This is a genomic window from Streptomyces sp. NEAU-sy36 (assembly GCF_013423905.1).
GTDB lineage: Bacteria > Actinomycetota > Actinomycetes > Streptomycetales > Streptomycetaceae > Streptomyces > Streptomyces misionensis.
The window spans coordinates 4,044,415-4,071,114 of the sequence record NZ_CP058977.1 but is presented as its reverse complement, the minus strand read 5'-3'; the positions used below and the strand labels follow the sequence as shown (position 1 = coordinate 4,071,114).

Here is a 26,700-nt window from a genome sequence, read left to right as displayed (position 1 = left end):
CAGTGTCCGGCATCCCGAGCCCGTCCCAGGGAGACATCATGGGAACCACCCTGGTCACCTTCGTCTACACCACCATGAGGAAGCGGCTGAACAACCCCGGCAGCCGCTTCTGGCTGCCGACCGTACTCGGACAGGTGAAGGCCCCGGACGGAGGCAGCCTGAACCCGCTGCGGGCGCCGGTGTGGCAGCTCGACACGCTCGGGAGCGAACACGGCGCGGCGGTGGGCGACACCATCGCCGACTCCTGGTGGATGGTCGTCGCAGACGCCTTCGATGCGGCTGTGGAGCGCAGGAACGAACTGGAAGAGCAGGGGCGCGAGGTACCTCCGGAACTGCGGGACCTCCCCGAGAACCTGAACGCCTTCATCTCCGGCCGGAGCGAGGCCCACCCGTGGCCTTCGCTGTCCTTCTCCTCCCTCGACATCCACCACCTCCCCAACGCCTCCGTGGGAGAACTCACCGGGCTCACCAAGACCGCCGGCGGCTATCGGGGTACGGTCCGCATCACCCTGGGCGCCTACGACACCGGGAAGTGGGCGGGCAAAAGCCGGATCAGGATCACCGGCCGCTACCGGCTGAGGCAGGAAGTCGTCGCCGCGGACGACTCCGGGGACGATTCCACCGGCCCGCTGCCCCCGACAACGACGATGGTGCGGGGCCTTGAAGGTGTCAGCTGGCCCACGCAGGTGGTGGAGGGCAAAGGGCATGTCGCGCTCACCGTCCAGGACCTCGCGTTCGACGTCGGAGTCGGCCTCCACGTCTCGGGAAGCGGCTCCCGCCGGACGCTGGCGGCCCGGGTGGACTCCATCCGTGTCGCGGCCGGCAGCAGGCCCACGTTCTCGCTGGCCGAGGAGGACCTCACCATCGAGGACGAGTGGACCGACCGGGAGCTGCTCGGGGGCTGGAAACAGGCCGCCCTGGACGCGATCAGGCATCCGGACGCCGGTGCCGCGTTCCGGGCCGCCATGGAGGCCGCCCTGTCGGAGCCCGGACAACGCGAGGAGTTCTCCACCGCCGTCACCCAGCAGCTCGCCGCGGTCCTCGACGGGATGCTGGGTGCCGTACCGGACGGCGCCCTGCCCACCGGGGAGACCGGAGCAGGGCCGGGACCGGTGGAGCAGTACCTGTTCGACCGCGTGCGGTACGCGGTGAACTCACCATCGTCCGACTTCTACCCGCCGGCTGTCGTCCACTGCGTACAGGACCCCGGACTCGCCCCCCTCCGGATCGCAAGCCTCGATCTCGGCGAGCAGTCCATCGACGACATCGAGCTGAGCAGCGTCCGCCTGCACGACATCACCGTCGAGGGCATCCCCAACGTGCTGATCCCGCCGCAGGACGCGCGACTGACGGCCGACGGTATCGACGTGGGGCTGAGGTTCGGCCGTATCGCCGGCCGGCCCGACATCCCGGGCACACGCGGCACGGACGGCTCGCCGCACCGGGTGCCCGAGCCCCCGCTGGTCCTCACCGGCCGGTTCGAGGCGGTCTTCCCTCCGGACGACGAGAACGAGGACGAGGACGACGTCATCCGAGGAGACATCACGGCAACCGTCATGCGGCCCTCGCTGCTGATGGGACTGGTCTTCGACGGTCCCGACGCCGACGCCCTGCAGATCTCCGTCCCCTCGCTCGACCTGGAGCTCTCCCCCGGGGAACTGACCGTGGACGTGGCCACCGGCGACGTCTTCCGGGAGGTGATCCGCACGCTGTTCAACTCCGTTGCTGTCAAAGCGAAGATCGTCCAGGAGATCCGCGCGCGGGCCACCGCCCGGAAGGACGAGATCGCCGCCGGACTGACCGCCGCCACGCGCGGCATCATCGCCGCCAACCTCACGCAATAGCCCGGGCGGGCACGCGCCCACCCCCGGCCGCCCCCACCGCCGCCTTCCGCCCGCCGCGCTCCGCGGCATACCCTCCGGGACCCCCCATGCACGCACAGGAACTGGACGCCCTCGTCACCCAGCGCACCACAGCCGACAGCGTCGAGCTCACCAGCGACGACTTCGGCGCCGCCGCCGCACCCCTGGTGACCGAATGGCTCGGCGGCACCCTCACCATCACCGGGGTGACACGCAGCACCCGCCCCGACGGGACCGTCGTCCTGAACGGAAACACCGACCTGCTCGCAGTGACCGGCCGGCCTGTCACCGGTATCGAGATCGGCCTCGACCCCGCCGACCAGCGGCCCTCGCTCTACCTCCCCTTCACGCTCCCCACCACGTGGAAATTCCCCACTTCCTTCCCGGAGACCAAGGACAGCGACCTGGCCCGGCTCGCCTTCACCAGGGAACCGGAGCTCCTCCTCAGTTCCACCGTCCGGCCGGCGGCCGACGGGAGACCGCCCCTGCTTCCGGGGCTGACCTTCCACGGCGCCGGAGTGACGAAGCCGGACACCCCGCAATGGCTCGGCAAGCTGCTCACCCTCGCTCAGGGCGCTCTCGCACTCTCGGGTCCCCTCACCCGCACACCCGGTCCCGACAAGAAGCGCCGGACCGAGATCACACTGACCTCGCCGGCGCGGGGTGCCGAGGTACTGGGGGCATCCTTCTTCCTGTGGGCCGGCTCACGCACCACCACCGCCGACGACGGCACCAGCACAGTGACCTACCCGGTGTGCCTGCGCGCCGACCTCACGCTTGGCCAGGACGTGACGGCGGCCGTCAGCGCGCCGCTGCCCACCGGGAACGACAAGGTGGCCCTCACCGCGGAGGTGCTGCCCGGTGAGCACCTGCCGACAGCCGTCCTGACGTCCTGGGACGGCAGCGGGAGCGCGATGCGGCAACTCACCGGCCAGGGCTTCGAGCTGGGCGACACTGTGCTGCTCACCGAGCTCGGCCTCGTCATCGATCCGAACAAGCTCGACGAAGGATTGGAGGAGGCGGTCACCGAGGTCACCGTCAAGGCCGCCGCCAGCCCCACGGTCGCCTGGCCGGTGGCGGAGTCCGTCAAGGTGACCGAAGTGGGCGCCAAGCTCACCGTCACCCGCCCGCTGACACGCGAGCGCGGTGCCACCGTGACCGGGTACGGCACCTTCACCGTCACCCCGGCGCTCCGGATGACCGCCAGCGCCCTCATCCCGCCCGGCACCTTCCGGCTCACCCACGACAAGGACACCACCGCCAAGCTCACCGACGTCCTCAAAAGCTTCCAGCTCAATGCGCCGGCCGGCCTCCCCGACCTGACGCTGAGCGAGTTCAGCGCATCCGCCACCCCCAAGGAGGGCGAGTACTCCCTCACGGCCAAAGTCGCCACCGCGTGGTCCCTCCCGCTGGGCGCGGCCGAAGTGACGCTCACCAGGGCCGAGCTCAAGGTCGATCGGAAGAAGAAGAAAAAGAAGGAGGAGAACGAGAAGAAGGAAGGGAAGGGCAAGGAGGGAGGGAAGGGCAAGGAGGGGGCCGCGAAGGAACCGACGGCCCGCCCGGACTCCACTCACGAGGTCACGGGCAAGGTATCGGCCACCGCGAAACTCGGCCGCAAGGGCAGCGACAAGACCATCGACTTCATGGCGGCCTGGACCCACCCGGGGCCGTTCGCCTTGGAGGGCAAGCTTCCCGACATCGAACTCACCGAGTTGCTCGACCGCCTGTCCTGCCCGCTCGAACTGCCCGACGGGACTCCGGCCGTATCCCTCAAGGGCTCGAAAGCCACGCTGAGCGCGAGCAAGGCCGTGGCCGGGCAGCCAGCTGTGGACGTGCACTACGAACTCGGCCTGTCCACCACCGTCGCCTTCGGAACCGGCACCCAGCACCCCGTGACGCTCACGGGTAAGGCCGGCCGATCAGCCGAAGGCACCTTCTTCGCCGCCGCCCTCTGGCAGCAGGACTGGTCGTGGTCGCCCAAGGACGTCGAGGGCTGGGGAGACCGCCTCGGCATCCTCGGCGACCTCACCTTCCGCAAATCGGGCCTGGCCATCTGCACCGCAGACGGCGTCACCCTGGAGGCCTGCGCGCAGCTGCCCGACACCCTGCCGAAGAAGCTGGACCGCGGCCTGACCTTCTTCACCGAGGTCGGCTGGGGCGGTTCACTCGCCTTTCTCGGGGAGATCTTCCCCGACACCGGGGGCATCCGGCTCAGCGCACGGCTCGCCCGCCCGATCGCCGACTCGGAGTTCACCGCGGCCATCGGCAAAGAGAACACCGGTGAGGGGTTCGGCGCCCTCAGTCTGACCATCGTGCCCAAAAAGCTGAAGATCGGGCTCTCCACCACGTTCTTCCTCGACGTCTCCGGCCTCGGGTCACCATCCGGGACCACCCTGCGGTTCGTCGTCGAAGGAGCGGTGGAGAAGACCGACACCGGCTGGCTCCTGAGCCTCGGCCTGGTCCTCACGCCCGACGAGACCGGCGGCCCGGGCGGGGCCGGGCAGCTCACGCCCGGGTATCTGTCCGCGGTCGTCCTCGACCGTCCCGGACACATCCTGCTGCCTCAGACGGCCGAACCGGGCCCCGCGCATGCCGAAGCCGCCCTCCCCCACACCGGCGGAACGCTCCCGGCCGTGCCCGCGGTACCGCCGGCGGAACAGCGGCCCACATGGCGGAACGCCTTCGGTATCGACGGCTTCAACATCGCGTACTTCTACCTGGAGATGGCCTACAGCGCCCTCAACGGGTTCACCCTGGGCGGCGGCGGCTCCGTCGACATCGGACCGGCGTCCCTCGAACTGTCGGTGCACGGCAGGATCGGCAACCCGCCGTCGATCAGCTCCTTCTACTTCTCGCTGGCCGGGACGTCCCGGAAGCGCGGGGTGACGATCCTCGACCTGGTCAAGATCGTCGCACCCGATCCACCGTCCGCCCTGGACCTGCTGGACACGGTGGTCATCCGAGAACTCCTCCTGTGCGCCGTCTGCGATCCGGACGGCTGGACCAACCAGGCGACCGGGCAGCACTGGGAGCCGGGCTTCTACGCCAGGGGCGACATCTCTCTCGGCTCCAACGCCTGGGAGTTCCAGGTACGCATCGAGCCCACGAGGCTCTACGTCTGCAGCCACGTACGGCAGCCCATCGAACTGGGCGACGTCTTCACGTTCGCCAGCAGCGACGGCACCCAAGGCCCGCACGTCCTGCTCGACACCGGAGACCTCAGGCAACCTCGGTTGCCTGAAAAGATCTTCTACCTCTCCGGCAACCTCACCCTCCTCGGCCACCAGGTCCTCGCCGCCGAGGCACTGCTGGCACAGGGCGGCTTCGCCTTCGATCTCACCGTGGACATCGTCACCGCACGGGTGGCGGTCCGCTGCCACCTCAACGAACAGGGGCTGAAGGCCAGTGCCCGGGTCGACCTCGGCTTCGACATCACCCTGCCCCGCGACGCCCAGATCGCGGGGATCCCGCTGGGCGCCGGCCTGCTGGTCGGGGTGCACGTAGAAGGCAAGATCGAGGTCGACGTCACCACGGCAGCGACGGTCCGGCTCAACGGCACCTTCTCGCTCCACGCCCTCGACACCACGCTCCTCTCCACCAGCACGGAACTGACCTTCAACATCCACTCCTGGAACGACGTGGTCAACGTCCTGAAGCAGGACCCCGGCCGGCTTCTGGAGAAACTGGTCACCGACATCTGGGAAACCACCAAGAACTGCGCCGTCAGCACGGCCGGCGCACTGATGTGAACCCCCAGCCCCCGCGACCGGCAACTCGGCCACCAGACCCCCTCCCCCCCCTACTGCGGCCACCACCAAGACAGCGGCCCCACAGACGGCCCCGCACCCATCAACCAACGAGCCGTTGCTATCCGCAGGCTCGCCGGGACGGCCCAAGCTCAGCGCGGCTCAGGTCAACAGGCTGGAACGTGAGTTGGAGCGGGGACCGCTGGTCCACGGCTGGGCAGATCAGCGGTGGAGGCTGGCTCGGGTGAAGACCCTGATCGGTCGCCTCTTCCATGTCTCGTACACCGTGGAGGGCACCTGGCAGTTGCTGAAGCGGCACGCTGGTCATGGCAGCAGCCCGCTCGGCGGGCGATCGAGCGCGATGACGAAGCCGTCGAACTGTGGAAGAAGGAGGTCTGGCCGCGGGTAAGAGCACCGCTGCGGCGCTCGGGGCCTGGATCGTCTTTCAGGACGAGGCCGGGTAGTCGTGATGCCGCCGCGTGCCAGGACCTGGGGCGGGGCCGGCCGCACCCCGGTGGTGCGGGTCCGCGGGCGCAGATCCGGACGGGTTCTCGATGGCAGGCATGGTCTGCTACAGGCGGGGGAACGGTCGCGGCTGATCTACGCCGTCCGCGAGTACCACGGCCGCAAAGACGAGCCGAAGGGCTTCGGCCGGCGCGATCTGCGGGACCTGGTTGTCCGAATCCGCATCCAGCTTGGCGGCCCGGTCGTGCTCGTCTGGGACAACGTGCGCCTGCACCTGACCGCCGAGATGAGGGAGTGGTCCGCGTCGAACGTGCACTGGCTCACCATCTTCCAACTGCCCGCATACGCACCTGACCTCAACCCGCAAGAAGGCATCTGGTCGCTGGTCAAGCGAGAGGTCGGCAACCTCGCCGCGGCCGACCTGGCCCAGATCACCAAGGCCGTCAAGCGCAGGCTCAAGCAGATCCAGTATCGACCGGACATAGTCGACGGCTGCCTCGCCGGCACTGGCCTTGCCCTCCACGAGTAACGAACCCAGGCAACGGCCGGCCCACCACGTGGCCCTACGATCACGGCACCCCGCCGAACACTTGTGCCCGACGAATTGAGTGAGCCCGTGAGCGACGACGTCCTGTCGATCATTCCGACCGATCCCCAGTGGCAGCCCGACCGGGCGGCGGCCGAGCGGACTGCCGCGCTCGCCGCAGACCTGGCTCCCGGCCTGCCCAATGGCGCGGAAGCAGAGATCGACGTTACCTGGCACGACGCCCTCACACCCGTCGACTGCGGCGACAACCTGGAACGGATCGGCTGCCCGCACTGCAGTGCTTCGATCGATTCCGAGTGGTACGCCGACCTGCTGGAAAGCCACTGTGAGGACGGCTTCGACACCTTGGCCGTGGAGGTGCCCTGCTGCGGCACTGCCACGTCGCTGGACGTGTTGGACTACGACTGGCCATGCGGCTTCGCCCGCTTCGAGATAGCCATCTGGAACCCCGAACGTGACTGGTTCAGCGACGAGGAACTGGCCACTATCGGCAACACACTCGGGCACCCGGTGAAGCAGATCAGAGCCCACATCTGACTCAGGTCTCAGCAGGAACCAAATGCAGCCGTCCAGCCCGACATCACCCATTCAAGTTCAGTAGCAAGGCGTGAGCGAAGAAATAGACTTGAGGGTTTGCCGCATAGGGCAAGCACGACCATGCGGCCACCCTTGATGAGAGCTGCAAGGGGAGTTCATTACTCACGCGATCGACCTGCGAACCGAGCCGAGGTGCCCATCGAAGCGGTGCACGCCACGCCTTTGGCGGATCGCCACTTCCTGAGGGTACCGACCAAGCCCCGACAACTCACGTGTGCGGCAAGCGATGCGTAGTTTCAGCGCGGAGCAAGCAGGCAGTTGAACGGTTTTCGGCCATGGTGGCCGACGCGAGTAGGCACGGGAGCGGGGGAGCTGACACCGACGCCGCGGAGTCAGCCCCAATCGATCCGGCTGCCCCTGGTACGGTGCCGACCCAGCATCGGAACAGGAGCAACCAATCGGACGGGACTCTCAGTCCCCTGCCTGCCCGAAGACGTATCGCACCAGTTCCGCGTCCGTCTTCGGCACCACCAAGTCGTACGTCCCGTCCGCCGTGCTCAACTCGTAACGCTCGAACTTCGGTGCCATGGGCACCTTGCCCTCGACGGGCGCCAATGCAAACGGGGGTCTCAGAAGAGTGCTCTCCTTCCCGCCTGTCCGGTCGGTCCAGACTGGCACCTCCCCCAGGGCGCACCGCAGGAATCCGCTCCTGGTCCGAGGTATCTTCTTGCCCTGGCCGATCGACGTCATCACCGCCCCGCCGATGCTCTTGGTGAATCCGACGATCTGCAACGGCTGCCCGTTCCGGAAGTCCTCAATGTCCTGAGCGGACGAGCGTCGCCGAATCCACGTCCACCTCAGCAGCACGTCCACCGCGGTCTCGCTGCCTGCGGAGCGCCGCACCAGACGAACCCCCTGTGCCATCTTCTCTCTCCTGCTCCTCCGGCCGGGCATGCGCGTCCGAATCACGGACATGCCACTACCCGGACCGGCACTCGAACGCAGTCCCCCATCGGAACTGCGGAGCCGCAGGCTATCCCCCAATGTCCTGCGTGGCCATGGCGTGCCTCCCTACGCTCCGGGCTGTGCCTGACAGACGGTGATCGAGGAAACAGCATGCAGAGGGGCCGTGCGGCTTCGCCCGCTTCGACATCGCCATCTGGAACTCCGCACGTGACTGGTGCGACGACGAGGAACTGGCCACTGTCGGTGACACCCTCGGACACCCGGTGAAGCAGATCAGAGCCCACATCTGACCCAGGTCTCAGCAGGAACCAAGTCCAGTCGTCCAGACCGACATCACCCATTCAAGTTCAGTAGCAGACGCACACCGAACCGGCAGCGTCGACGCCCCGGATCCGGCATCCTGACTACATGTCCGAAGAGCAGCCATGCCGTGCCTGCAACGGAACGGGGATAACCGAACATACTGAGCACAGCGTCGACATCGGCCAGGACGGCAACCAAAAGCCCGTCATTCGCTCCTGGACCGGCGCGTGCTCTCAATGTCATGGCAGCGGCACCAGCTAGGAGAGGAGATCCGTCATGCGACCGATCTATGTGTGCATCGGATGCGGAGCCATCTACTTGCCGCCCGAGATGCCGGTGTCCGGGCCTGCCGTGTCGCCGGCGCACTGCTCGCGCCCTGAATGCGAGGCAGCCGTCCGTGAAGCGGTGGAGTGGTCGGGGCTGACGGAGGAGAGGTTGGGCGAGCTGGCCCGGCGTGCGGCCGGTATGGAGGGTGACCCGCTCCGGCCACGGTTGGCGCGCCGGGCTGCTGCTGGGCGTCGTGCCGCGTCGGCTCCGGGCGGGGGCCGCAACAAGCTCCGCTGACGCGGCCACGGTGTCGGGCGAGTGTCGGCGGCGGGGCATGACCTGCGACAAGGCTGATGAGCGGGCCCGGCTGTTCTATGCGGTCCGGGAGTCCACGGGTCGCAAGGGGCAGTCGAAGGGCTTCGGCTGGCGCGACTTCCCTGATCTGATCGTCCGGGCCCGCATTCAGTTGGGCGGGCCGATCGTGCTGGTCTGGGACAACCCCCAACTACCTGATAAAGCCGCTGCGGGCGCGGCATCGGCAACCTCGCCGCCGCCAGCCTCAGCCAAGTCACACGCGCCGTCAAGCATCGGCTCAAGGAGCTTGAGCACCGGGGGCGTGATCGACGGCTGTCTTGCCAGCACCGGCTTGACCTGGCAAATGATTTCCGGGCGTGGGCCTGACCGTGTCGCTCGTCCGGCGATAGGAGACGATGCAGCCCACCCCAGCATATGAAGGCGAGCAATGTCATGACGGAACCTGTTCCGCTGGACCTGATCCACCTCGTCGGTCCGGATGGGAACCGCTGCATCGTGCGCGTCACGGGACGGTTCCAGCCGGGCGTGCTGACCGGCCACGACACTCTGCACGCGAACGTGCTCGTCTGCGCCGGCTTTGTCGATGCCCGGCTCGACCTTTTCCTCTTTCAGCATGACCTGGACTCCTGGGAGCAGGAGCTGTCCAACCTGGGGCCAGGCCAGACGGTCAGCATCGGCGGAGACCGCGGTCTGAGCCTCGACATCCACATGCACGAAGACGGCTGGCTGTCGATCCAGGTCAGCGACCCAGACCGCCTTACGACGGTGCTGGGAACCCGACCCCAGGGGGACTGGATCGCCGAGCACCGCCAGCGCTTGGAACAGGTCCGGCTGACCTGGCCCCGCGAAGTCATCGAGACGGCTCCCGGAGCCTACGAGTGGAGCCCCAACCGCAAGCGGTGACCACCGGATCCAAGCAGCCGACATCACGCTTTCAAGTTCAGCAGTCGTCCCTTCAGGGAGACGTTCTGCGACGCGCGGCAACCGCACCACCAGGATGGCCGTGCGGCGCCGCCGCTCCCGCGCCGCCGCCGCGGTCTTCAGTCCGGTGCGCGTTCCAGCAGCCGTCGGCGGGCGACGGCGTCCCCGGGACCGGCACGGCGGGCGAGCAGTTCCGCGACGCGGGCGCGGTGCGCGGCGTCGGCGTTGCCGCCGTACTTGAACTTGGCCACCACCTGCTCCACCCGGATGCGCAGCCCCAGGATGCCTGCGAGCCGACGCCCGTGCTCGGCCGGGTCGACCATGGACGCCCCGCCGTCCGTCTCTTCCCGGGCGATCTGGCGGCGCAGGATCTCCGCCTTGCCCTCGGGGTCGACGACCACCCTGGCGGTGCCGGTGAGCTGGGCCGCCGCGTAGTACGTGGTAGGGATCCCCCAGGCCGGGTCCTCGTCGTCGACCGCCTTCCAGGCGGCCGGGACGTACGCCCAGTCGCCCGCGACCGACAGCACGACGAGCGAGTTCTCCTCGATCGCCGCCCAGACCGGGTTGGCTCGGGCGAGGTGGAGCAGTATCTCGGTGCCGTCCGCCCCGTGCTCCACGACAAACTGCGTGGGCACGACTACTGGCACGTCACGCCCGCGCCCTGCGGCGACCAACTGGCCGAACCCGTGGGCCCGGGCCAGTTCCAGCCCCTCCTCGGCCGTTCCCGCGTCCCATGGCTGGACCAGCATGTTCCTCCCCGGTGCCATACCGCCGTAACAGGACGGCGAGCCTATCGGAAACGCCCCCCGTCCCGGGCGGTCCCGGGGCGAAGCGGGTCAGCCGTCCCGGTCGGCTCGGCGGCCGGGGCCACCAGGCCGCGGTAGGCCACCGCTGCACTCGCCACGCTGAGTACCGCCGCGGTGAAGAAGCTCCACTGCGCTTGCCCGTTGGCGGACGCGGCAATCGATCCGAACAGCAGCGCGCCCAGAGGGTTGGCGGCGAACGCGAAGGTGCGGGCGTTCGCGGTCACCCGGCCCAGCAAGGCCGGCGGCACCACGCGCTGGCGCACCGCCCGGATGTGCACCGAGGCGAAGACCGACAGGCCGCCGTGGAAGAAGTTGGCGGCGGCCAGGACCAGCGGGTCGCGGGCCATCCCGATGGCCAGCAGTGTGCCGCCGAGCCCCACCACCGACAGGCCGATCAGCCGCCCGGAGTCGAAGCGCCGCGCCATGAGGTTCGCCACGGACGTCGCCGCCACACCGCCCAGACCGGCCGCCGCGAGCACCGCGCCGATCCACGCGGCGGAGGCGTGCAGGTCGTGGGTGGCGTAGAAGACGACGAGGGTCTCGGCCGCGATCACCAGGTTGATGACCACCTGGAGGGAGACCAGCCGAAGGATCAGCGCGTGGGTGCGGATGTAGCGCAGCCCCTCGGCCATGTCTCGCCGCACCGTCGGCCGCGCCCCGGACGTCGGCACCGACTCCCGCCCGGAGCCGAAGCGCATCGGCACCAGGGTGGCGGCGGATATCAGAAATGTCGCGGCGTTGAACCACATAGCCGACGGCACGCCGAAGGCGGCCACCCCGGCGCCGATCACGGCGGGCCCGAGCAGCAGGCCGACCTGGTTGCTCATCTCCAGCCGGGCGTTGCCGGTCACAAGGTCCTCCGAGCGCAGGCTGGACTGCACGGCGACGGCCAGCGCGGTCTCGAAGAAGACGCCCGCCGAGGACGCGGCGAAGGCCAGCACCAGGACGAGCCCCGGCCCGAGTGGCGCGTGAACCGCGAGCGGCAGCGCCGCGAACACCGCGAACCTCAGCAGGTCGCACACGACCATTATCCGCCGCGAGTCCTGCAACCGGTCCACCACCGGGCCGGCGAGGAAGCCGACCAGCAGGTACGCCACGGTGCGCGGGGTCGCGGCCAGCGCCCCGAGCACCGCGCTCCCGGTGGCGTGAATCACCAGCAGGGGGACGGCGAGCGCCGCCGCGCCGTCTCCGATGACGGAGACTGTCTGTCCCGCCCACAGCAGCCGGAAGGTGCTGCTCCGGACCGTTCCGGTTGTCAACGCCATGCTCTGTTACTCCAGATATTGATGGGCTGTCGGGTCGTGGCCGCGAAGAGCCCGGGTTTACGCACGTACGGGTGCGCCGCGACGACGCCCGGGGCGGTCGTCACGGTCAGACCAGGAAGTCGCCGGGCCACCCCTGCTGCGGATCTCGCCCGAAGCCCACAAGCGTGCCGACCACGCCTGCCTCGTCGCAGGGCAGGGCGGTGTAGCCCGCGACGTCACGCGGCGGATCGTCCAGCGACCCGGTCAGCCGGTAGACGGCCGAGGGGTGAGCGGCCGTAACCACCGCTTCGAGTGCGGCGGCGGCTCCGGTCGTGTCCCGCCACAACGGGCCGTCCGTCGGATCGGCAGTCCAGACGCCGCCGAGGCGGGTGCAGCTACCGGGGTGTTCGTGGACCCGCAGCGCGGCGGTCGCCGCATCGAGCTGCCCGCCGTCTGGGCCGATGAGCACGACGCACCCGCCGGTGGCGCCGAGCACGGACGCGGCGGTGGCCGAGCGCACGGTCCGGGCGGTGGCCGCGTGACCGGTGACCACCACCACGTCGTCCGCGGTCAGCGCTGCGACCGCGGTGCGGGCGGGGTCCGGCGCCGTCTCCAGGGTGCCAGGCCGCAGGGACAGCAGTCGGGTGATCCGGGCCACCGCGTTGGCGACTGCAGCCCGCTGGTGGTCGTGGCCGGCGACCAGCACCGGCATGCCGCACACCGCGAACGGCAGCGCCCGCCGGATCAGGTGCACGGCGTGACCGTGGGCGGGCAACAGCGTGAGCACCCGCCCGCGGCCGTGCCACATGGGCCGCCCGGCTGGCTCCCGGCCTGCGAGGGCCAGCGTCCGCCGGGCCGCCCACCGTGCGGTGGACGCCACCTCCCGGGCAAGCACCTGCGGCCACATCTGCGCCGGTACCCGCGGGTCCCGCAACGCAGCGGCGTCCTCCGCCGGAACGCCTGCGGCCAGCAACTCCTTCAGCGCGGTGAAGACCTCCCGCTGGGGTCGCTGGTGCAGCGGCAGTGCCCAGCCCACGCCGAACGGGGCGCCGTCCACGGCCTCCGGCAGCCGAGCCCCGGTGGTCGCCGAAGCCTCCTCAGTCATCGACATGCCAGCCGGCGCGCTGCACCACCGCGGCCTCTCCGTGCTGATAGTGCTGCAGGATCCCGTCGAGGAAGCTCCAGGTGAACTGGGGGATGAGCGCGGCGGCGGCGACGGACTCCCGGTCGACCCGGTGCCGGGTGGTGAGTAGCTCGAGCAGCGCGCGGGTGTCGGCGCCGTGGCCGAGCCGGGTGTCTTCGTCGTCGTGGCGCCGCATCACCGCCACCATCGCCTCGGCCTCGGGGAGCCTGTCGAACACCGCGCGGTAGAAACCGTCGTGGCGGGCGTCCACCCTGCCGTCGGCGGCGGTGAGCGACAGCTGCAGGTACGCCAGGGCGATGATGTAGCCCTTCCAATCGCGTTGGGCCAGTTCACGCAGGGTGCCGACGAACGCGACTGTGGTGGGCAGGGGACGCATCCGGTCGGTGGGCAGCCCCGGATAGCGCTCGCCGCGGGCCTTCTCGATGCCGCGCAGGAACATTTTGCCGTGGTTGAACTCCTCGATGAGGTGCTTGACCAGTTCCGCCCGGATCAGCGGGTCGGGGCAGGCGGCCACTGCGGCGCCGGTGTGCTGCCAGATGCCTGCGACGTAGTGGTAGTTCTCCACCATCCAGCCGTGCACCAGCGGATGTGTGGGCTCCTCGGTCAGCCGGCGCCACAGCCGGTGCCCGTCGATGGCCGCCATCCAGCTCTCGACCAGCTTCTCCAGGGCGGTCGCGTCGGTGCCGCCGTCCCAGTCACGCGCCATGCGGCCGGTCAAGTCGCGTGCGGCGGCGGCCGGGGTAAGCCCCGATCCCCCCGCCGTTGCCGCGGCGTTGCCACGGTCGGCGGCCCGGCCGGCGAAGGCGTAGGCGAGGGCGAGGGTGCGGCGCACGCCCGGGCGTTCGCTGTGCGGGCCGTGCGCGAAGGAGTCGTAGACCTCAGCAGGCCACACCGGCAGCCCGTCGGCCTCGCCACCGAGCGTGCGGGCCGGACCGTCAAGCGTCAGGCGGGGGGCTGCCTCGACCACCGTGGACGACAGCCCGTTCGTGAAGGTTTCCAGCCAGCGCACGATCATTTCGGCGACGAGGGTCACCCCGTTGAGCCAGTCGGCGAGTTCCTCCGCCAGCACGGCACGGGCCGCCCGGAGGGCGTGCCGCCAGTTGGAGCCGTGGCCGAGCCCAAGGTCGGTCTGCACGTGCTCGAAGATCGCGTCGACCGCCTCGCGGGGCAGCACGCCCTGGTCGGCCAGCATGGTGTGCCAGCCGGCGACCGATTCGCGGTCGCCCGCGGTGTACTCCAGCAGGCCGGAGCAGATCGCGGCGGCCAGCGGCCCGTAGGCGGCGACCGTGCGCATCAGGTGGATCCACTCCACGGTGACCGGTGAGGGCCTTGCGTCGCGCACCAGGTCGCGCGGGAAGCCCAGCGCGGCCAGCCCGTCTTCGAAGTAAGTGTCGTGGTCGGCCTCCTCGACCACGTGGTGGGCCTGCAGGCGCACCAACTGTGTAGGCCGCAGTGCGTCGGTTATGCCGCTGGCCATGCGGAACGGCGCGGCGGCCAGGTAGTGGCGCGATTCCAACAGGTACGCGAGGACCGGCCCGGCGCCCTCTCTGCAGCGCGCGGCACGGATGCGCCGCCAGACGGGGTGCCCGTAGATGAACTCCAGACAGGCTTGGTACTGGGCCTCCACTATCCGTTCGGCTTCGGCCGCTGATAAGCAGCGGTCGGCGGGACCGAGACTGATCGGGCGCAGGAGGGTGGTCAGCAGCCGCGCATTGCCGGCCGCTGTGAGTGGGACCTCGACGGAGTCCACCAGAAGGACCGGGTCCGCTTTTTCAGTGACAGAACGGGATAGGAATGGGACCGTTCTGCGGAGCTTAGTCATTCTCTCTCCCACGCCGGGTTTCAGCAGTACGCACCATCCTGACGTGCTGGGACCGCCCTTACAGGCGGTCCCAGCACGTTGCACGGAGGATTACTCGACGACCGCGGCCCGCAGCTCCTGAGCAGCCTCCTCGGCACGCGTCGCCACTTCAGTGATCTCCTGCAGTTCTTCGAGCGAGATTTCCTCAGCCATCGCGTTCTCCCTTCGACATGCCGGCAGATGCGCCCACTGGTATACCGGTCACAAACCGGACTGCCAAGAGGATGAATACGATGATCGGCTGTTTTCGGTCTCCGAACGCACCGGCTGACCCTGGCGACGACGGGTGAAGGCTCCCAAGGACAGCGGTACTACGACTGAGCCTGGTTCGAGGTGACCTTGCCCGGTCAGGGGCCGCCGATGGCTTCGCCCATCACCTGCTCGTCCGCCGCCCCACCGAGAAGAAGCAACTCGCAAGTGCGGGTGGACAAAAGACGTGACAGTGCCCGAGATGGCCGCGCTCGTGCGGGCCTTCGTCGACGCGGCCCTCGCCGCACGAGAAGGCCAGCCTTCTCCCGGCCCGGGCACGGGCACGGGCACAGCCACGGCCACGGCCACGGCCACGGCCACGGCCACGGCCACGGCCACGGCCACGGCCACGGCCAAGGGGTGACCGTCACCTGGCGGCGTCATTGAACACGGCATCGCGTGCATCACCGGTGGAAGAGCGCGATCGGGTCTTCCACAAGTTCCCTGATCCGCTCGAAGTCGTGTCCGTGGAACCACTCGAAGATCCGGCCGCCGTCGATGTGTCCATTCAAGACATGGTGCAGGTTCGTGAGGATCATGGATTCCAACCGGTATGCCTCACTCCTGGTGCCGACGGGGGGAGAGACCCATCCGTCGACCAGGGCGTACCCGAGATTGCGCGCCTGAGTTTCATACTTGTCGAACTGCTGCTCAGGAGTCCCAGTGGACCCAAGGAGGCAAGCATGATCTCTGTTTGCCGCCATGGCGGCACGGCTCCGGCCTGGAGGTCGGATATCGCTTTCGCACGAGCCGCCTCGGGGCCGATCTCTTCAGCCCACTTCGCCATGGTGACTTCGCGGATGATCTGGTGTGGAATGCGTGGCATGGTGTCAGCTTCTCAAGCAGCACTGACGGCCGTTGTCCTCGAAGTAGATCTCCTTGAGCCCTTCGGCGGCGATCTCCCGCAGGCGCTGCTCGGTGGTGCCGGCCTCCTGGGCCTCGAAGAGGCGGGCGGCGTACTGCGGCGGCAGCGCCACCGTGAGATGGCGGAGGCGGTCTTCGTCGGCGGAGCCGATGGGCGCGGTGTAGCCGATCCGGGCCCGGGTGTCGATGACAATGCCGCCTGCTTCCTGGCCTTGGCGCGGATCTGTGGCTGCCACCGCTTCTTCACCTCGCGCTCCAGGCGGGCGGCGAGGTCGAGGCGGGGCTTCTTGATCTGGTCCTTGACGTGCCGTTCGACGGACAGTCTCGGTTTCGCCCTGTGGCCGAGACCCGGCGCAGGTCTCCGCGTCGACGACCTCGTACAGCGTATCGAGCAGCTGCGTGCGGAGAATGAGCAGCTGCGACGGGCGGTCGCCTCCCATGCGGTGGTAGCTCAGCCCATCGGGGTCCTCGGGCTGATGGCAAGGATCAGTCCGGAGGACGGATTCACCGTGTTGCGGGAGGTCTCACCGCACACCAACACCAAGCTGTCGTCGATCGCCGAGCCAGGTCGTCAAGCAGTGGAGCGCAGGCACGGCGTACCCGGAAGCCGGCGGGATCGACACCACCCCGCCGGCCGGCGGATCGGCGACCACCACCTTCGCCAACGCCCTCAAGCAGAAGGTGAAGTCGGTGGTGAAGGACGACGACGCCACAGTCACCGTCAAGGGCGGCAGCGTCATCCCGCCCGGTACCTCCCTGGCCTCCAGCAGCGTCAGCCTGACCATGCAGGCCGACGGGAACCTCGTCCTCGCCGCGCTCGACAGTGGCAAGACCCTTTGGTCCAGCGGCTCCTCTGTAAACCTGGTGCCTACGCCCAGTTCGGCATGGACGGCGGCCTCGTCGTCTACCCCGCCTCCTCCACCCACTACGTTGGAGGAGCGAGCGGCCGCGCCTACACCGAGGCAGTGACCGGCTACAGCGCCGCCTACCAGCCCCAGGGTGAAACGGCCAGAACAACACCGCCCCGGTGAAGACGAAAACCGTAGGCCCGAATCGGCACTCGGGCGGTAAGGACCTGCGGTTCAGCGGTCGAGCCGGGCACCGGCGGCGGTGAACGATGCGAGGCGGTCGAGACCCTCGGCGATCTGTTCGGGCGTGAGGACGCTGTAGGACAGGCGGATCTGCCGGAAGCCGGCTGCGCCGCCGTAGAAGTGGTGCATCGGTGTCCACAGCACGCCGAACTCCGCTGCGGAGCACTCCAGTGCCGCGTCGTCCGCGACGAAGGGGAGGGTGACCACCACGAACATGCCACCGCTGGGACTGTTCCAGGACACCGCTCCGGCCGGGCGGAAGCCCGAGCCGCTGCCGAACCGCTCTTCGAGGCCGTCGAGCACGGCCCCCAGGTTCCGCTGGTAGACGGCCGCCACACGCCGGGAGGCGCGTTCCATGCTGCAGCCGTTCTCGACGAGAAAGCCCCCGATCGCCGCCTGGGCGACGGTGGACGTGTTCAGCGTCAGCATGCTCTTCAGGCGGGCCAGCTGGTCCGCGAAGAGGATGGCTCCCGGGTCGCCAGCCACGGGTTGGTCGGCGACCACGTAGCCGATGCGGGCGCCGGCATAGGCGGTCTTGGCGAAGGAGCCGAAGTAGACGACCCTGCGGGCCCGGTCGAGGGCCTTGAGCGTGGGCAGCCTGGGGACCCCTGCGTGGAAGAAAGAGTAGGGATTGTCCTCCAGGAGGAGGATGTCCTCCCGTTCGGCGAGGTCCACCAGCCGCTGCCGGTCCGCAAGGGACATGCTGGCACCGCTGGGGTTGGCGAAGTCTGGTACGACATAGCAGGCTCGGGGCCGCAGTCCCTCCCGCCGGGCGGAACGGATCTGCTCGGCCAGGTCGTCCAGGTCGATGCCGCCGGGGCCCTCGCGCACCGAGCGGACAGGCATGTCGACCAGCCGCGTCGCGCCAAGGAACCCGACGTAGGCCGGTGCGGCGGTGAGGACGACGTCCTGTGCGTCGCGGCGAAGGGCGCGGAGGACCAGGACCATCGCCTCCTGCGCCCCTGTGGTGACCACGATGGCCTCGGGGTCGACGGTCAGCGCCTCGTCGAGCGCCAGGTGCCGGGCGATCAGGTCGTGGATGACCCCCTTGGTACGGCCGTACTGGAAGAAGACTCGGCGGATGCCGTCCGGACCGAGGCCCGCCCCCTCCAGGTGTTCCTCGAAGGCGCGCAGTTGGCGGGGGAGCGAGCCGGTGTCGAAGAAGCCCTCGTAGGGGCGGCCGGCCGCGAAGGACACGGCCTCGGGATAGCGCCCGGCGATGTCGTTGAGGAGCGTCATGGAGGTGAGTGCGGGGTCTGTGACCGAGGCGTGGAGGCTGGAGGTGTCAAGTCGAAAGCCGCCTGTGCCCGGGTCGCCGGTGCCCGTTGTGCGCACTTCGCCCGGGGCGGTGACGGAGGCGGTCACCGGCTCGCTCGCGCGGCCGCGGCGGTGGTCGGCCGGGCTGCGGCCCGGGGAGAGCCCGCGGCGTCGCGGGCCCGCATGGCAGAGGGTTCGCCGGTTTTGTCGAACATGAGAATCGATCACCCTTCCTCGAAAGTGAAGATCGCGCACGGCGGCGGCAGGCACACGAGCGCATCGGTCGCCCATGGCGGTGCGGCACCGCGGAATCAGGCGTCGGCGTGTGGCCGGCTCACGCGCCGGGCGAGGACGGACCACCGCCCCCTCCCTGGGCCAGCAGTTCGGCGAAGGAAGCCACCGTCGGGGCTTTGAACAGGCTCGGAACGGTCACGGCAACGCCGAGCGCCTCACGGATCCGGGCCACGAGGCGGATGGCGTCGAAGGAATTGCCCCCCAGGCGGAAGAAGTCGTCGTGGATCCCCATGCCGGAGGCGGCGAGCACGTCGGCGAACAGGGAGCAGAGCAGTGCCTCGGTCGTGTCCCGTGGAGCGGTGGGCCCCCCGGTCGGCCGACGCATGGGCTCCGGCAGTGCCGCCCGGTCGAGCTTGCCGTTGGCCGTCAAGGGCAGTTCGTCCACGATCACGAAGTGGTCCGGCACCATCTGGGGCGGGAGCCGGAGCTGCGCCTCCCGCCGCACGTCCTCCACGTACAGGTCCGGCGACGACCATCCCGCCCGGCGGTGCGCCGGCGCGGCGCCCTCCGCGCCGCCAGGTGCGGGCAGCCCGCCACGGACCGCGTAGACGGTGACTAGACCGGTCTCCGAGAGCATCGCCAGCCCGTCGACGGCGACCCGGTACCCCCGCGCCTCCAGATGGCCGCGGATCCAGTCGATCCGGCCCGGGACATTGTGCACTTCGATCACCAGCTGGCGGACCAGGCACCAGTGCTCCTCACGGAGCCCGAGCAGCACCTCGCGTTCACTCTTCTCCGCATCGATCTTGAGCAGGTCGATCCGCTCCACACCGGACTCGTCGATGACGTCCGACAGTGTGCGCAGCTCGCAGGTCACGTCGGTGTGCCGGAGCCGCTCGGTGAGCAGGCTGTCGAGGTCGTCCGCGCCGTCCTGCGGCAGGGACTCCCGGCACGGTTGCTCGTTGCGGACGAATGCCTCCAGGACACCGCGCTCCTCGGCGGGGTCGCCGAATCGTCCCGACATGATCGAAAGCTGCGGGTAGTAGGTGAACGAGGCCGTGCCCGCCTCTTCGGCGAGCCCGCAGGGGTACAGCCTGGCGTCGACTCCGTGGAGCCGGGTGTTGAGTTCGAGCATGCGGAACAGCTGGGGGATCGGCTCGAACGAATGGATCACGCTGCCCGGGCGGGAGCGGGCCACCGCGAGCGAGAAGAAGCCGATGTGTGCGCCGACGTCGAAGACGCAGGCCCCCGTTTCGGGTAGCACGACCCCGTGTCGCAGGTACTCGCCCTGTTCGAAGATCTCGCGGTACAGGAAGTCCGCCTCCGCCTGGTTGGGCGTGACGACGGCCATGCCGTTCGGCAGGGTCCGCAGGTCGTTCCGGTCCAGGAGCCCGGCCTTTTCGAGGCGGCACAGGTTGCGCAGCACGGCGGCCTCGGCGGAGTCGGGTACGAGGTAGGCGGTCAGCCGCGTCTCACCGGCCCCGTCGGGCCGCGCCGCGAGGACGGCCTCGGCGACCGCCGTGTGCCGAACCAGCGTCGATTCGATCTCGCCGAGCTCGATGCGCACGCCTCCCACCTTGACCTGGTGGTCGTTGCGGCCCAGGTAGTGCAGGACCCCGTCGGCGTCCAGCCGGGCGAGGTCCCCCGTCCGGTACATCCGGCTGCCTGCGGGGCCGTGGGGGTCCGGGATGAAGCGGTCCGCCGTCAGCCCCGGCCGGTTGACGTATCCCCGGGCCAGCTGGACGCCCGCGATGTGGAGCTCGCCGACGGCCCCGGGCGGGACGTGGCCGAGGTGCTCGTCCAGAACATACAGCCGGGTGTTCCACACCGGCGTGCCGATCGGAACCGGCCCGGGCGGGTCACCGGGGCCGCACCGCCAGTAGGACACGTCCACCGCTGCTTCGGTGGGCCCGTAGAGGTTGTGCAGTTCGGCGTCCAGGACGCGGAAGAAACGTGAGCGCAGGTCGGCCGAGAGCGCCTCGCCGCTCGCGAACACCCGGCGCAGCGAGTCGCAGCGGGCCGCCGTCGGTTCCTCGAGGAAGAGGCGCAGCATGGACGGGACGAAGTGCACGGTGGTGATCCGCTCCGTTCGGATCAGCTCGGCGATCCGGGCCGGGTCGCGGTGGTCGTCGGGGCCGGCCAGGACGAGGCGCGCCCCGACGCACAGTGGCCAGAAGAACTCCCACACCGACACGTCGAATCCGGCGGGCGTCTTCTGCAGGACCCGGTCGTCGGGGCCGAGCGGGTACTCGGCCTGCATCCAGCGCAGGCGGTTGACGATGGCCTCGTGGGGTACGGCCACCCCCTTGGGCCGACCGGTGGATCCCGAGGTGTAGATGACATAGGCGGTGTTCGACGGGCGGGGCGGGGGCCACTCCGTCCCGTCGGCCACCGACCGGTCCTGTTCCGACATCCGCCGGACGTCCTCGCCGTCCAGCGTCAGCACGGGCTGTGCGTCCTCGATCATCTCCCGTATCCGCTCTGCGGGCAGCAGCGGGTCGACCGGAAGGTATGCGGCGCCGGCCCTGTGTACCGCGTAGAGGGCGACCAGCAGCTCCACGGATCGCGGCACCGCGACCGCCACGATCGTGTCGGGTCCCACCCCCTTGGCCGCGAGCAGCCGCGCCACCCGCCCGGCCTTGGCGTCCAGTTCGGCGTACGTGAGCGATGCGTCGGCGCACACGAGCGCGACGGCGTGTGGCGTACGGGCCGCCTGGGCCGCGAACAGTTCGGGCAGGGTCCCTGCCGCCATGTCGTGAGCCGCGGTGTCGCTCATGACGTCACTTCCCATCATTGTCGAACTGGGCGTCGGACCGGGGCCGGCACCGACGAGGCCGGGAGAGTGGTTCGGCCGGGTTGCGGTGCCGGGGCGGGCAGCCGCCGGGGCGCAGCGCAGTGCCCGGCTCTTGCGGAGGCCGACCCGGGCCGCTTTTGCGGCCCCGCACTCGTCAGCCGGTGAGCTCCGCCGCCCGCACCGGGAGGTCGTAGGTGCGCCTGATGCTCGACCCGCTCCTGCGCAGGTCGATTCCGTACACGTGAATGGACACGCTGGTGTGGTCGGCTGCGTTGCGGACCTCGTGGATGTCCCCCGGCGGAACGAGGAAGTCCACGGCGCCGGCCTTGTGCACGGTGGCCTCGACGGGCACCAGGTGGGCCTGCTCCCCGTCCGCCGCCGGGCGGTAGTTGATTTCCTCCTCGGCCCCGAGGTGGACGCCGGTCACACACCAGGCGAGGTGGTCGTGAATGGCGGTCCGCTGCCCCGGCAGCCACACCAGCGCGACGATCGAAAACGAGCCGTCGGGCTCCACGTGCAGGACATGCTGCCGGTAGGACCGCCGGTCCGGCTCCAGCTGTTCCGGCGTCAGCAGTCCTTCGCCCCCGAGGTGGCGGGCGACGGCCCGGGCGACACCACGGGCGGTGTGCTCGGGGTCGTCGGCGCCCCCCGCGCGCACCGCGGCGCGGATGTCGGTGACAAGCCGGGCCAGCGGCGGCCGGGCGGTCCTGCTGTCGGTGTGTCCGTTCACGCGGATCGTCCTCTCTCGCAGTCGGCTACGGGCGGGTCGCTGCGGCCGGGCAGACGGGCGCGGCGCGCAGCTCCTCGATGTACGCGGCCAGCGTCTGGACGGTCGGAGCGTCGACGAGGGCGCGCACCGGGATGTCCAGTCCGAGCTCGGCCCGCAGCCGGCCCGCGACCGTCAGCAAGGAGAAGGAGTCCCCGCCGGCCTCGAAGAAGTTGGTCCGCACGTCGACCTCGGCGAGCCCGAGCACTTCCGCCCAGGCGGCCGCGACGGTGCGCTCCGTCTCGGTGCCCGGCGGCGTGACGGCCGCCGGCAGCACCGGAACCGGCTCGGGCCGGGGCAGCTGCCCGCGGTCCACCTTGCCGGTCGGGGAGAGCGGCATGGCCTTGAGCCACGTGAACACGGCCGGTTGCATGACGATGGGCAGCTTCGGGGCGAGGTAGGCACGGAGCGCGGCCTCGTCGAGTCCGCTGTCCGGGGTCCTGACCACATGGGCGACCAGCCGCTGGTCGGGCTCCAGGGTGACCACGGCGTTCGCCACCTCCGGGTGGCCACGCAGCACCGATTCGATCTCCTCCAGTTCGACCCGCACGCCGCGGATCTTGACCTGGCTGTCGACGCGGCCCAGGAACTCCATCTCCCCGTTGGGCAAGCGGCGCACCAGGTCGCCCGTGCGGTACAGGCGGCGGCCGGGGCGGGTCGGGTCGGGAGCGAACCGGTCGGCCGTCAGGGCGGGCTGGTTGCGGTAGCCGCGGGCGACGCCGTCACCGCCGATCCAGAGCTCGCCGGGCACGCCGATGGGCTGGAGGTTCCCCCAGCGGTCGACCACCGCGCAGGAGGCGTTGGCGATCAGCTCGCCCAGCGGCATGGAGCTGCGCTCCAGCGGCTGGACGCCCATCCGGCCGACGAGGGCGGCGCCGGCGGTCTCCGTCGGCCCGTACTCGTTCCAGATCTCGCACGCGTCGGAGACGACCGCGCGGGTCCGCGCCACCAGGTCGGCGTCCAGGTTCTCACCGCCCATGGACACGTGCCGCAGCGTCGGCATGGCGACGCCGGCATCGGTGATGCCGCGCATCTGGGTCGGCGTCAGGTACAGCATGTGGATCGACTTGTCGTTGATGAACCGGGCGGTGGCCCGGCCGTCGGCCTTGACCTCGCGCGGGAGCATGACCAGGCAGGCGCCCGCGGTCAGCGCGTGGAACATCTGCTCGACGGACCAGTCGAAGTGATACGAGAGGTTGTGCACCACCCGGGTGCCGGGCCCGATCGGGCGGGTGTCCTGGGCCCACTGGATCCACGGGGTGATCGCGGTGTGCGGGAGGCCGACGCCCTTGGGCCGGCCGGTGGTCCCGGACGTGTACATCAGATACACCAGCTGCGAGGGGTGCAGCGCGGCTCCGGGAGCGCCGCCCTGCGAGCCGTCCTGCGCGGTGCCCACGACGTCCACGCTGTCCAGCACGGGCGTCGGGAGCTGGCCGCGCAGCTGCGGTGTGGTGACCAGGATCTTCATCCCGCTGTCCGCGACGACGTACGACATGCGGTCGACGGGGGAGAGCGGATCGATCGGCACGTAGGCGGCACCGGACTTCAGGATGCCGAGGATGCCGACGATGAGGTCGACCGACGGTTCCGCGCACAGGCCGACCAGGTCGTCGGTGCCGATGCCGCGTGCCGTCAGCTCTTCGGCCAGCCGGGTGGCCCTGCCATCGAGTTCGCGGTAGGTGACGCACTCGTCGCCGCTCTCGACCGCGTCCGCGTCGGGGGTCCTGAGCGCCTGCTCCTCGAACAGGCGGTGCAGGAAGAGGTCCGTGGGATAGGGACCGCACTCGGCGGTGGACCACTTCTCGAGCCGGCGGCGCTCCTCCTCGGGGAGGATGGTGAGCTCGGAGAGGCGCTTGCCGGCGGCGGCGACCGCGTCGGCCGCGAGAACGGCCAGGTGGTCGAGGATGCGCCAGGCCCTTTCCTCGACGAACAGGTCGGTGTTGTAGTCGACCGCGAGGCGGTAGGTGAATTCGGTCTCGACGACCCGGAACACGAGGTCGAACTTGACCGCCTTGAGGTTCAGGCCGAGTTCGACGTCGTTGACGGTGATCCCGGCCAGATCCGGGGCCGGGACCTCGTGCTGGTAGGCCAGCATGACGCGGAACGGGCCCTGCCGGGAGGAACGGTCGGTCGACACCGCGTTGACCACCCGCTCATAGGGGACATCCTGGTGGGCGAAGTCCTCCAGCATCCGGGAGCGGACCCGGCCGAGCGCCTCTGCGAATGTCGGGTCGCCGGAGAGGTCGCTGCGGACCGCGAGGGTGTTGAGGAAGCACCCCAGCATGGACTCGAGCTCCGGCAGATCGCGGTTGGCGCTGGGAATGCCGACCACGATGTCCGTCTGGCCGCTGTACCGGCTCAGCAGCACGTTGAGCAACGTGAACACGGTCATGAACGGGGTGGCGTTGTGCTCCCTGGACAGCTCGCGCAGGCGGCGCGACACCGCGCGGGGCAGCTCGATGTCCACGGACGCCCCGCGGTTCGTGGCGGTCTCGCGGGGCGGCAGGTCGGTCGGGAGGTCCAGCACGGGCAGCGGTCCGCGCAGCCGGTCCTTCCAGTAGTCCAGCTGGCGTTCGAGCGTGGCGCCGGTGACAGTGCGCCGCTGCCATGCGGCGTAGTCGGCGTATTGCACCGGCGGCTTCGCGTCGGCCGGGACCCTGCCGTGGGCGGCTTCCGCGTACAGTTCGAGCAGCTCGGCGATGGCGAGTTCGAAGGAGTACACGTCGGTGATGATGTGGTGCAGGTTGACGAGCAGGACGTGCCAGTCCTCGTCCAGCCGGTAGAGCTCGACCCGGAGCAGGGGCCCTTGCTCCAGGTCGAACGGCCGCTGGGCGGATTCGAGGAGGAGACCGGCCAGGACCTGCTCCTGCTTCTCCTCCGGCTCGTCCAGGAGGTCGACGACGGTCAGCGGCAGTTCGATGTCGGCGCGGATGACCTGCTCGGGGATGCCGTCAACCGCCTTGATGGTGGTGCGGAAGACCTCGTGCCTGTCGACCAGCGTCTGGACGGCCTGCTTCAGGGCCGCGGTGTCGAGCGGGCCCACGAGCTCGTTCGCCACCGGGATGTTGTAGCGGGAGCTCGGCCCCTGGATGTGCTCGTCGACCCACAGCCGCTGCTGGGTGAACGAGGTGGGTGCGTGGAAGACCTCGCTCGAACGCCCTTCGAACGGCTGGATGGTCTGTGCCGCGCCGGGCTCCTCCTCCCGCATCGACTCGATGGCCTCGGTCAGCTCAGCGAGGGTCTGCGCCTCGAAGAGCGCACTGAGCGGAATCCGGATACCCAGTTCCTGGCGCAATTGGCTGATTGCTTTGGCACCCTGAAGTGAATTTCCACCCAGGGCGAAGAAATTTGCGTCAGGACCGGATATCTCGGTGCGCAGGACAGCCGTCCACACATCCGAGACCACGTCCATCACGGACCGCTGCGACATGTCGTTACACCTAATCCTTCGATCGTGAGCATGGTTGTTGCGAAGGGCTTCGGGTCAGTGGCTGCCGTGCCGGGGAACGGCGGCAAGCCGCCCGGAGATCTCGGCGACCACGGCCGGACGGGCGGAGTGCAGGAAGAAGTGGCCGCCGGGGAGCATCCGCAAGTCGAAGCCGCCGGCCGTGAGCTCGCCCCAGAGGGGCATCACGGCAGTGCCCGCGGGGTCTTCCTCGGTCCCTGCGAACGCCGTGATCGGGCAGGTCAGGAGCGGTCCGTCGGTGAACCGGAAGGTCTCGACCACCGCCAGGTCGGCCCGGATCACCGGGAGCAGCAAGCGCATCAGTTCCGGGTCCGCCAGCACCTCCTCCGGTGTCGCGGCCCAGGAGCGCAGTTTCTCCACCAGCTCCTCCTCCGAGCCGGCGTGGTACGCGGTCTCCTCCCGGACCTGGGGTGGCAGGCACCCCGAGACGAACAGCCGGGTGGGCGAACCGGCCTCCATCCGCTGAAGGGCGCGGGTGAGGCTCCAGGCGACCAGGCCGCCCATGCTGTGCCCGAAGAACGCGAACGGCCGGTTCAGATGCGGGATGACTTCGGGCACCAGGGCATTGAGCACATCGCCCATCCGTTCGAGCAGCGGCGCCCCCAGCCGATCCTCCCTGCCGGGCAGCTGGACGGCCCACGGCTCGATGTCGGCGGGCAGGGCGGCGGCCCAGTCGCGGAACACCGAGGCACCGCCGCCGGCGTACGGGAAGCAGAACAGCCGTGTGGCCGCGTGCGGCCGTTCGGCGAGCGGCCTGACCGTCACCCTCATCGGCCGGTCCCGTCCGCCATCTCCCGACGCAGGGTCAGCGGACGCATGTCGGTCCACACCTCGTCGATGTGCGCGAGGCAGGACTCCCTGGACCCCCGCTCGCCGGTCTCCCGCCAGCCGGCGGGCAGCTCCCGGCCCTGGGGCCAGACGGAGTACTGCTCCTCGGAGTTGACCACCACGACATAGCCCTCGTCGCGCTGTCCGTCCATGGGTGTTTCCTTTCA

Annotated in this window: 20 protein-coding genes and 4 pseudogenes; 10 read left to right on the top strand and 14 right to left on the bottom strand. The window is 69.7% G+C overall.

Annotation, left to right across the window (positions count from 1 at the left end; translation table 11 throughout):
• Window positions 1–38: 38 nt before the first annotated feature.
• From HZZ00_RS18595 to HZZ00_RS18575, 5 genes and pseudogenes are all read left to right on the top strand, one after another.
• Window positions 39–1,844 carry a hypothetical protein gene (locus tag HZZ00_RS18595; RefSeq protein WP_180333244.1) on the top strand — a complete coding sequence of 602 codons (1,806 nt, stop codon included), beginning with the start codon at window positions 39–41 and terminating at the stop codon, window positions 1,842–1,844.
• An 86-nt stretch (window positions 1,845–1,930) separates the two neighbouring features.
• Complete coding sequence (locus HZZ00_RS18590) at window positions 1,931–5,611, top strand: hypothetical protein (protein ID WP_180333243.1); 3,681 nt, start codon at window positions 1,931–1,933, stop codon at window positions 5,609–5,611.
• Window positions 5,612–5,852: 241 nt separating this feature from the next.
• A pseudogene (locus tag HZZ00_RS39215) lies at window positions 5,853–5,941 on the top strand (winged helix-turn-helix domain-containing protein); the annotation flags it as partial.
• Between the two features lie 136 nt (window positions 5,942–6,077).
• Complete coding sequence (locus tag HZZ00_RS18580; protein WP_257585884.1) at window positions 6,078–6,602, top strand: transposase; 525 nt, start codon at window positions 6,078–6,080, stop codon at window positions 6,600–6,602.
• Between the two features lie 87 nt (window positions 6,603–6,689).
• Window positions 6,690–7,157: a hypothetical protein gene (locus HZZ00_RS18575; protein WP_180333241.1), complete on the top strand. Its 468-nt coding sequence runs from the start codon at window positions 6,690–6,692 to the stop codon at window positions 7,155–7,157.
• Window positions 7,158–7,628: 471 nt separating this feature from the next.
• Here HZZ00_RS18575 and HZZ00_RS18570 read toward each other — a convergent pair whose 3' ends face one another.
• Window positions 7,629–8,081: a hypothetical protein gene (locus HZZ00_RS18570; RefSeq protein ID WP_180333240.1), complete on the bottom strand. Its 453-nt coding sequence runs from the start codon at window positions 8,079–8,081 to the stop codon at window positions 7,629–7,631.
• Window positions 8,082–9,027: 946 nt separating this feature from the next.
• Here HZZ00_RS18570 and HZZ00_RS18565 point away from each other — a divergent pair.
• Complete coding sequence (locus HZZ00_RS18565) at window positions 9,028–9,426, top strand: hypothetical protein (protein WP_180327587.1); 399 nt, start codon at window positions 9,028–9,030, stop codon at window positions 9,424–9,426.
• Between the two features lie 14 nt (window positions 9,427–9,440).
• Window positions 9,441–9,911, top strand: coding sequence for a DUF5959 family protein (locus HZZ00_RS18560; protein WP_180333239.1), 471 nt, complete (start codon window positions 9,441–9,443; stop codon window positions 9,909–9,911).
• 137 nt (window positions 9,912–10,048) lie between these two features.
• Here the strand turns inward: HZZ00_RS18560 and HZZ00_RS18555 are convergent, their stop codons facing one another.
• The 4 genes from HZZ00_RS18555 to HZZ00_RS18540 all read right to left on the bottom strand — a co-directional run bounded on the left by HZZ00_RS18555 (window position 10,049) and on the right by HZZ00_RS18540 (window position 14,873).
• A complete protein-coding gene (locus HZZ00_RS18555; RefSeq protein ID WP_180333238.1) occupies window positions 10,049–10,678 on the bottom strand; it encodes an FMN-binding negative transcriptional regulator in 630 nt (209 codons plus the stop codon).
• Window positions 10,679–10,719: 41 nt separating this feature from the next.
• The gene (locus HZZ00_RS18550; protein ID WP_180333237.1) at window positions 10,720–12,000 is read right to left on the bottom strand and encodes an MFS transporter; all 1,281 of its coding nucleotides are present in this window, start codon (window positions 11,998–12,000) and stop codon (window positions 10,720–10,722) included.
• Between the two features lie 106 nt (window positions 12,001–12,106).
• Window positions 12,107–13,084 carry a hypothetical protein gene (locus tag HZZ00_RS18545; protein ID WP_180333236.1) on the bottom strand — a complete coding sequence of 326 codons (978 nt, stop codon included), beginning with the start codon at window positions 13,082–13,084 and terminating at the stop codon, window positions 12,107–12,109.
• Window positions 13,077–14,873: a hypothetical protein gene (locus tag HZZ00_RS18540; RefSeq protein WP_180333235.1), complete on the bottom strand. Its 1,797-nt coding sequence runs from the start codon at window positions 14,871–14,873 to the stop codon at window positions 13,077–13,079. The genes HZZ00_RS18545 and HZZ00_RS18540 overlap by 8 nt, the downstream gene beginning before the upstream one ends.
• Before the next feature lie 547 nt (window positions 14,874–15,420).
• Between HZZ00_RS18540 and HZZ00_RS18535 the strand changes: the two genes are divergently transcribed.
• Entirely contained in the window at window positions 15,421–15,597 is a 177-nt protein-coding gene (locus tag HZZ00_RS18535; RefSeq protein ID WP_180333234.1) for a hypothetical protein, read from the top strand.
• A 40-nt stretch (window positions 15,598–15,637) separates the two neighbouring features.
• On the opposite strand, the gene HZZ00_RS38510 is transcribed toward HZZ00_RS18535, so the two are convergent.
• Together HZZ00_RS38510 and HZZ00_RS18530 are read right to left on the bottom strand one after the other, a co-directional pair.
• Window positions 15,638–15,772: a hypothetical protein gene (locus HZZ00_RS38510; RefSeq protein ID WP_257585883.1), complete on the bottom strand. Its 135-nt coding sequence runs from the start codon at window positions 15,770–15,772 to the stop codon at window positions 15,638–15,640.
• A 291-nt stretch (window positions 15,773–16,063) separates the two neighbouring features.
• Window positions 16,064–16,485 (bottom strand): annotated as a pseudogene (locus HZZ00_RS18530) (hypothetical protein).
• Window positions 16,486–16,540: 55 nt separating this feature from the next.
• Between HZZ00_RS18530 and HZZ00_RS38505 the strand changes: the two are divergent.
• Window positions 16,541–16,600, top strand: a pseudogene (locus HZZ00_RS38505) (hypothetical protein); the annotation flags it as partial.
• Window positions 16,601–16,621: 21 nt separating this feature from the next.
• Here the strand turns inward: HZZ00_RS38505 and HZZ00_RS38500 are convergent.
• On the bottom strand, window positions 16,622–16,882 hold the full coding sequence (locus HZZ00_RS38500) for a hypothetical protein (protein ID WP_257586054.1): 261 nt from the start codon (window positions 16,880–16,882) through the stop codon (window positions 16,622–16,624).
• A gap of 51 nt (window positions 16,883–16,933) precedes the next feature.
• Between HZZ00_RS38500 and HZZ00_RS38495 the strand changes: the two genes are divergently transcribed.
• Entirely contained in the window at window positions 16,934–17,128 is a 195-nt protein-coding gene (locus HZZ00_RS38495) for a hypothetical protein (protein ID WP_257586053.1), read from the top strand.
• A 51-nt stretch (window positions 17,129–17,179) separates the two neighbouring features.
• Here the strand turns inward: HZZ00_RS38495 and HZZ00_RS18520 are convergent, their stop codons facing one another.
• The 6 genes and pseudogenes from HZZ00_RS18520 to HZZ00_RS18495 all read right to left on the bottom strand — a co-directional run bounded on the left by HZZ00_RS18520 (window position 17,180) and on the right by HZZ00_RS18495 (window position 26,685).
• Window positions 17,180–18,427: a PLP-dependent aminotransferase family protein gene (locus HZZ00_RS18520; RefSeq protein ID WP_180333233.1), complete on the bottom strand. Its 1,248-nt coding sequence runs from the start codon at window positions 18,425–18,427 to the stop codon at window positions 17,180–17,182.
• Between the two features lie 352 nt (window positions 18,428–18,779).
• Window positions 18,780–21,440: pseudogene (locus tag HZZ00_RS18515) on the bottom strand (amino acid adenylation domain-containing protein); the annotation flags it as partial.
• A 187-nt stretch (window positions 21,441–21,627) separates the two neighbouring features.
• Window positions 21,628–22,203, bottom strand: coding sequence for a cysteine dioxygenase family protein (locus HZZ00_RS18510; protein ID WP_180333231.1), 576 nt, complete (start codon window positions 22,201–22,203; stop codon window positions 21,628–21,630).
• A 25-nt stretch (window positions 22,204–22,228) separates the two neighbouring features.
• A complete protein-coding gene (locus tag HZZ00_RS18505) occupies window positions 22,229–25,651 on the bottom strand; it encodes an amino acid adenylation domain-containing protein (RefSeq protein ID WP_257585967.1) in 3,423 nt (1,140 codons plus the stop codon).
• 72 nt (window positions 25,652–25,723) lie between these two features.
• Window positions 25,724–26,476: a thioesterase II family protein gene (locus HZZ00_RS18500; protein ID WP_180333229.1), complete on the bottom strand. Its 753-nt coding sequence runs from the start codon at window positions 26,474–26,476 to the stop codon at window positions 25,724–25,726.
• Window positions 26,473–26,685, bottom strand: coding sequence for an MbtH family NRPS accessory protein (locus tag HZZ00_RS18495; protein WP_180333228.1), 213 nt, complete (start codon window positions 26,683–26,685; stop codon window positions 26,473–26,475). The genes HZZ00_RS18500 and HZZ00_RS18495 overlap by 4 nt, the downstream gene beginning before the upstream one ends.
• Window positions 26,686–26,700: the final 15 nt, after the last annotated feature.

What these genes read in the sequence shown, in the direction of transcription:
- HZZ00_RS18505 (WP_257585967.1), bottom strand. Translation starts at nt 25,651, where the DNA reads ATGGACGTGGTCTCGGATGTGTGGACGGCTGTCCTGCGCACCGAGATA.
- HZZ00_RS18555 (WP_180333238.1), bottom strand. Translation starts at nt 10,678, where the DNA reads ATGCTGGTCCAGCCATGGGACGCGGGAACGGCCGAGGAGGGGCTGGAA.
- HZZ00_RS18565 (WP_180327587.1), top strand. Translation starts at nt 9,028, where the DNA reads ATGACCTGCGACAAGGCTGATGAGCGGGCCCGGCTGTTCTATGCGGTC.
- HZZ00_RS18570 (WP_180333240.1), bottom strand. Translation starts at nt 8,081, where the DNA reads ATGGCACAGGGGGTTCGTCTGGTGCGGCGCTCCGCAGGCAGCGAGACC.
- HZZ00_RS18590 (WP_180333243.1), top strand. Translation starts at nt 1,931, where the DNA reads ATGCACGCACAGGAACTGGACGCCCTCGTCACCCAGCGCACCACAGCC.
- HZZ00_RS38510 (WP_257585883.1), bottom strand. Translation starts at nt 15,772, where the DNA reads ATGATCCTCACGAACCTGCACCATGTCTTGAATGGACACATCGACGGC.
- HZZ00_RS18495 (WP_180333228.1), bottom strand. Translation starts at nt 26,685, where the DNA reads ATGGACGGACAGCGCGACGAGGGCTATGTCGTGGTGGTCAACTCCGAG.
- HZZ00_RS18560 (WP_180333239.1), top strand. Translation starts at nt 9,441, where the DNA reads ATGACGGAACCTGTTCCGCTGGACCTGATCCACCTCGTCGGTCCGGAT.
- HZZ00_RS18550 (WP_180333237.1), bottom strand. Translation starts at nt 12,000, where the DNA reads ATGGCGTTGACAACCGGAACGGTCCGGAGCAGCACCTTCCGGCTGCTG.
- HZZ00_RS18545 (WP_180333236.1), bottom strand. Translation starts at nt 13,084, where the DNA reads ATGACTGAGGAGGCTTCGGCGACCACCGGGGCTCGGCTGCCGGAGGCC.
- HZZ00_RS18580 (WP_257585884.1), top strand. Translation starts at nt 6,078, where the DNA reads ATGCCGCCGCGTGCCAGGACCTGGGGCGGGGCCGGCCGCACCCCGGTG.
- HZZ00_RS18500 (WP_180333229.1), bottom strand. Translation starts at nt 26,476, where the DNA reads ATGAGGGTGACGGTCAGGCCGCTCGCCGAACGGCCGCACGCGGCCACA.
- HZZ00_RS38500 (WP_257586054.1), bottom strand. Translation starts at nt 16,882, where the DNA reads ATGGTCAGGCTGACGCTGCTGGAGGCCAGGGAGGTACCGGGCGGGATG.
- HZZ00_RS18520 (WP_180333233.1), bottom strand. Translation starts at nt 18,427, where the DNA reads ATGACGCTCCTCAACGACATCGCCGGGCGCTATCCCGAGGCCGTGTCC.
- HZZ00_RS18595 (WP_180333244.1), top strand. Translation starts at nt 39, where the DNA reads ATGGGAACCACCCTGGTCACCTTCGTCTACACCACCATGAGGAAGCGG.